Genomic DNA, 1,196 nt, shown 5'->3' with positions numbered 1-1,196 from the left:
CAGCGCGACTACACGCTAGCTTTTAAATTGTCAGTCGTAGATCAAGTCGAAAAAGGCGAGTTGAGTTATAAAGAGGCTCAACGGCGCTTTGGCATTCAAGGCCGGTCCACGGTACTGGTTTGGTTACGCAAGCATGGCCGACAGGACTGGAGCCAAGGCGCCTCAATCCGAGCGCCGCGGAGCAGGCCGATGACCGACCCCAACCTACCGCTGACACCCGAACAGCGGATCAAAGAGCTTGAAGAACAGTTGGCGCTGAGCAATCAGAAGGCCCAGTTCTTTGAAGCTGTCGTGAACGTCTTGAAAAATGATTACGGTGTGTCCATCGTAAAAAAGCGACCCGGCAAGTCCTCTCGCAAGGGCAAATCCAAGACCTGAGCATTACCAGGGCTTGCCTGTTTATGGGCATTTCGCGCCAAGCGTATTACAAGCGCAACCGAGCCTTTGACGCGAGAGTTTGCCAAGACCAGCAGGTAGTGGAATTCGTTCTGGAAAAGCGTCGGCGCCAGCCGAGGCTTGGGACGCGTAAACTGCACCACCTGATGGCAATTGAAGCCGCAGCGGCGCTACGTGTCGGTCGAGACCGCCTGTTTTCTATCTTGCGAGAGGCGCGAGAGCTGGTTCCTCGCAAACGCGCTTATCATAAAACCACGCATAGCCATCATCGCTTCCGCCGTCACCCCAACCTACTCAAAGCTGGCCCGGAACAAGTTGTAGCCAGCAGACCTGAGCAGGTTTGGGTCGCAGACATTACCTATCTCCCAACGCGGGAAAGTGTCGCTTACGTTAGCCTGATAACAGACGCGTACTCACGCAAAATCGTGGGTCATCATGTGCACAGCAGCCTGCATACGAAGTCGGTGGTCAGGGCGCTGCAGAAGGCTGTTAGTCAGCGAAAATCCAATCAACCGCTCATTCATCATTCAGATCGCGGAGCCCAGTATTGCTCCGATTTATACCAACGGATGCATACCCGGCATGGAATCAGGTGCTCAATGACTGACGGTTATGATTGCTATCAGAACGCTATGGCGGAGAGGGTAAATGGGATTTTGAAGACTGAGTTTTTGCTGCATCGCCCCAAAGACCTGGCGGATGCAGTGAAAATGGTGGATGAATCGGTGCAAATCTACAACCGGGAGCGGCCGCACTTATCCCTGAAATACAAAACGCCCGATGCGGTGCATCGGGCGTTT

Annotated in this window: 1 protein-coding gene; it reads left to right on the top strand. The window is 53.8% G+C overall.

The annotated features are described in order from the left end of the window. Positions 1–1,196 (top strand): IS3 family transposase gene (locus tag LCH64_RS28180; protein ID WP_226501960.1). Its coding sequence is split into 2 segments (ribosomal slippage), with 1,197 coding nucleotides annotated over them: positions 1–328 and positions 328–1,196; the frame shifts between segments, so codons are not numbered across the junction. This gene is flagged as partial in the annotation.

It is taken from the genome of Pseudomonas sp. MWU16-30322 (genome assembly GCF_020515535.1).
Taxonomy (GTDB): domain Bacteria; phylum Pseudomonadota; class Gammaproteobacteria; order Pseudomonadales; family Pseudomonadaceae; genus Aquipseudomonas; species Aquipseudomonas fluorescens_H.
The sequence above is the reverse complement of the archived record's forward strand: the minus strand, read 5'-3'. Positions and strand labels throughout refer to the sequence as shown.